Consider the following 4414-nt stretch of genomic DNA (forward strand, 5'->3'; position numbering starts at 1 on the left):
TATAGCATTAGTTCCATATTGAATATAGATATATACAAATATGCAGTGAGCTAATTCTTAGTGTCTTTGAGCCTTTGTGGTAAAAAAGATGCAGGCTAAGAAGGACGACTAAAAAATATTCAGACAGGATTTCAGGATTAACAAGTTACATCTACATCCTGTAAATTATGTAAATCCTGTCTTTACTTTTTATGAATTAACAATTTTGTAGCTAAGCAAACTACAACTGCGAAGCAGCTTCTTCATCTAAAAACCATAAAGGCGTTTTAACTAATGAAGCAGGATATGATTGATAAGTATTTTTTTGATTAATGATTTCAGCTACTTTTTCTGCTTTATCAATACCAGTAACCAGAAAATATATTTCTTTGGCGTTATTAATTAATTTTCCACTAAACGAAACTCTTTCCTGACCAGATTCAGGATGTTTTGCTGGTACACAAATTTCTTCAGAATCCCAAAGTTCAATCTGATATGGAAATATTGAAGCTGTATGTCCATCGGCACCCATACCAAGAATTACAATGTCAAATTGGGGCAGGTCATTCACTTTATTGACGGTTTTTTCAATCTCATCAATATAATCATTACAAGCCTCATTAACGTTTAGTTCCCCCTTAACACGATGAATATTTTCTTCCGGAAAATTAACCTTACTCAGTAAGTGATCATAGGTCATTTTGTAATTACTTTCCGAATCACTTGGAGGAACACATCTTTCATCACCCCAATATAAATGTATTTTATTCCAGTCAATCTTATCCTTGTAATTCAATGCTAATTCATCAAAAATAGCTTTAGGCGTACTTCCTCCTGATAATGCAATATTCAGTCTTTCCTGATTATTGGATTTATCAAATAAGAGCTGACCAATATGAAGAGCCAGCGCTTGTTTGTGTTTAAATATATTTATATTCATTTTTTTAGTTTTAAAAGTCAAAGGTCAGAAGTCAAATTGTGTCTTACCTAGCAATGTTATTCATTTATTTCCTTTAGCAATAAAGTTACTTTTGACATTCGACCAGTAATGTTATGTTCTTAATGGTAACTTTTGTTTACAACTCACAATAATTACCATCGTTTGCTAAGTTCTTACATGGATAGCGCCACGAAAGGTGCTCATCCTCAAATAAACTATCCGCAATATCAGGTCCCCATGTTCCTGCAGGATATCCGTGAACCGGAATATCAGGATTGTTTACCCAGGCCTTTTGAATTGGTTCAACAAATTTCCATGCTGCCTCAACAGCATCACCCCTTGAATATAATGTAGCATCACCCAACATACAATCATGAAGCAAACGCTCATATGCTCCGGGAAGATAATCATCAGATAATTCAGAATAATGGAAATCCATATTTACATTCTGAACATTGAAACCTGATCCAGGAACCTTCATACCAAATTTGAGCAATAAGCCCTCATCAGGTTGAATACGGATTACCAATTGATTATGCTGTTGCATAATGGTTGAATGCTCAGAAAATAAGTGATGAGGTGTATGTTTAAAGTGAATAACCACCTCTGTAACTCTTGTTGGCAAGCTTTTGCCTGTTCTGATCAAAAAAGGAACATCAGCCCATCTCATGTTATCAATGAAAAATTTCATGGCAACATAGGTTTCTGTTCTCGATTCCGGATCAACTCCTTTTTCGTCTCTATAGCCTTTTACTTTAACTCCTTTAATGGTTGATGGAACATACTGTCCGCGAACCACATGTTTTTCTACATCTTCTTCTTTTATAGGTCGGATGGATTGTAATACTTTAACCATCTCGTTACGAATACTATTGGAGTTGATCAGCGCAGGAGGTTCCATTCCAATGATACTGGCCAATAATAATAAATGATTCTGAAGCATATCTCGTAACGCTCCTGAGCCTTCGTAATAACCACCTCTGTTACCAACACCAATGCTTTCCGCTGAGGTAATTTCAACATGACTTACATAATTTCGGTTCCAGAGCGGCTCAAAAATTCCGTTAGAAAATCGTGTAACCAATAAATTTTGTACTGTTTCTTTACCCAAATAATGGTCAATTCGGTATAACTGATCTTCGGCAAAATTTTGCAATAAACTGGCATTTAAAGCCTGAGCTGACTGAAGGTCATACCCAAAAGGTTTCTCAATAATTACTCTTCTAAATCCATCATCTTCAATATTTAAACCTTGTTTAGCTAGATATTCAGGAATAATGGTGTACAAACTTGGGGGAGTTGCCAAATAAAAGATAAAATTATGATCCGTTTTCAGTTTTTCATCCAACTGAAATAAATGATGTTTAAAGTCTTTATATTCTGCTTCTTCCTTTGTATTTAAAGAATAGTAGTATAATTTATTAGTAAAGGATTCAATGTTTTTTTCGCACCCTTTTTCTTTACTTGTATTGGCAAATTCCTGAATACCTTCTTTCATTTTGGTTCTGAATTCATCATCTGCAAATTCAGTACGTCCAACACCTAGAATGGCAAATTTTTCAGGAAGTAAATCTTTATTGTATAAGTCAAATACTGCAGGCACTAATTTTCTGTATGTTAAGTCACCAGAAGCGCCAAAGATGACTAATATATGATTTTTTGGTTTTTTCATTTTACTATTGTTTGTTTATGATGGCCAGATGTTTTTCACATTAAAATACTATGTATAACAGTATTTCTAGGTAAATAAAAATCTAACACAAGAATGTATTACCGATTCAATATTATTTTTTAATGAATCAGTGTGACTAATGTTTTAGGAACAACTGTCAACAAATTTGGTTTAAAAATAATGTATTATTTCTTATCAAATTCATACTAAATTGCACGGAAAACCAGTTGTTATAAATGAAAATTAACTTTAAGTCTTTCATTTATAAATATTTATTTCCAACTGTGAAATATATGGTTGCAATTATTTATTTTTTCGCTTAAAGTAATGTTTTGAATCACCCCATTCACCCAGGCCAATTTCTCTGTTTGCTAATTCAATTCGCATACTCAAACAATTGCCACAATCTTCAGCTCCTTCGTCAGTACAGGGTTTATTTTCGTATAACTGGTAGTTTTTTCTATTAAAAGTAGGCGTTATATTGGGCATAATAACATTGGCACCAATTTTTAAAGCTTTTTCGCGTCCCATTGGGTCAATGGCTTGTAAAGCAGTAGCTGCAGCTATGTTAATATCCTTCATTATAATTCTTAACATAGCAATCATGTTAAGTGTAGTGCTAAAGCGTTTTTTTATGGGCCATAATTCACCCCGACGCTCAAATAATGGAGTATCCTTATGTTCAATGTAAGGCCCCATCCCACACATATCAATGTCAATTTCTTTCATAAAAAGAAGATCGTTGGCTAAATCTTCGAAAGTTTGTCCCGGCAGTCCAACCATAACTCCGGTTCCTACCTGATAACCAGCTTTTCGTAATGATTTTAAAGCCTCAATTCTTTGGTTGTAATCATGAAGCTGATCCTTAGGATGAATCTGTTCGTACAAATTCTGGTTCGAGCTTTCTATTCTAAGCAGGTATCTGTGAGCTCCGCTATTGTACCACTTTTGGTAGGTTTCAAGAGTTTGTTCTCCAAGCGATAAAGTAATGCCCAAATCGCCATTTGTTTCTTTTTTTATTTGTTGTATTAAGTGGTCAATTCGGTTAATAAAGTGCTCATCACTTCTTTCTCCGCCCTGAATAACCATTGAGGCATATCTGTTTTTCCAGGCAAAAATGGCAGCTTCAATAATGTCTTTGTCTTCAATATTATATCGCTCCACATTATTATTGTCTTTTCGAATGCCACAGTAATAGCAGTTTTTTGCACATACATTCGAAAACTCAACCAGCCCTCTGTAAAACACTTTATTGCCCACGTATTTTAGTTGAGTTTCTTCCGATTTTTTAAATAATAATTTTTGATTATCACCCTCTAACTGAAGTAAAGTGGTAATGTCTTCTACACTATATTGTTCTTTATCTAAAATGGATTGTATGTCTGTCATTACTGTTACGATTAGAGTACAAAAATACTAAAATAGTTTTAGGAAGTATCAGGTAGGTATTTCAATATCGAAAATAGGTATATGGAAGATGCAAATAGGTTTTTTGAAATCGATTTTAGGTATATGAGAGATACTGATAGGTATTTCCATATCGAAAATAGGTATATGGAAGATGTAAAATAGGTTTTTTGAAATCGATTTTAGGTATATGAGAGATACTGATAGGTATTTCAACATCGAAAATAGGTGTATGGAAGATGTAAAATAGGTTTTTTGAAATCGATTTTAGGTATATGAGAGATGCTGATAGGTATTTCAGATATCGAAAATAGGTGTATGGGAGAGTGTTCAAAACTTTGTGTCATAATAGATTAAAAAGAAAATAACTTTGCCTCATGACAAAAGAATTTGATTACAAAAAGTTTAAAGAAGCA

The 4414-nt window shown here is 33.5% G+C and carries 3 protein-coding genes; all 3 read right to left on the reverse strand.

The annotated features are described in order from the left end of the window. Nucleotides 1-220 precede the first annotated feature (220 nt). The gene (pgl, locus tag OM075_RS24270; RefSeq protein ID WP_301193153.1) at nucleotides 221-919 is read right to left on the reverse strand and encodes a 6-phosphogluconolactonase; all 699 of its coding nucleotides are present in this window, start codon (nucleotides 917-919) and stop codon (nucleotides 221-223) included. 136 nt (nucleotides 920-1055) lie between these two features. Next, a complete protein-coding gene (zwf, locus tag OM075_RS24275) occupies nucleotides 1056-2591 on the reverse strand; it encodes a glucose-6-phosphate dehydrogenase (RefSeq protein ID WP_301193154.1) in 1536 nt (511 codons plus the stop codon). Nucleotides 2592-2894: 303 nt separating this feature from the next. Next, nucleotides 2895-3980, reverse strand: a complete 1086-nt coding sequence (gene hydE, locus OM075_RS24280; RefSeq protein WP_301193155.1) for a [FeFe] hydrogenase H-cluster radical SAM maturase HydE — start codon at nucleotides 3978-3980, stop codon at nucleotides 2895-2897. Between the last annotated feature and the right edge of the window lie 434 nt (nucleotides 3981-4414).

This window comes from Plebeiibacterium sediminum, from assembly GCF_026013605.1.
Classification (GTDB): Bacteria; Bacteroidota; Bacteroidia; order Bacteroidales; family Marinilabiliaceae; genus Saccharicrinis; species Saccharicrinis sediminus.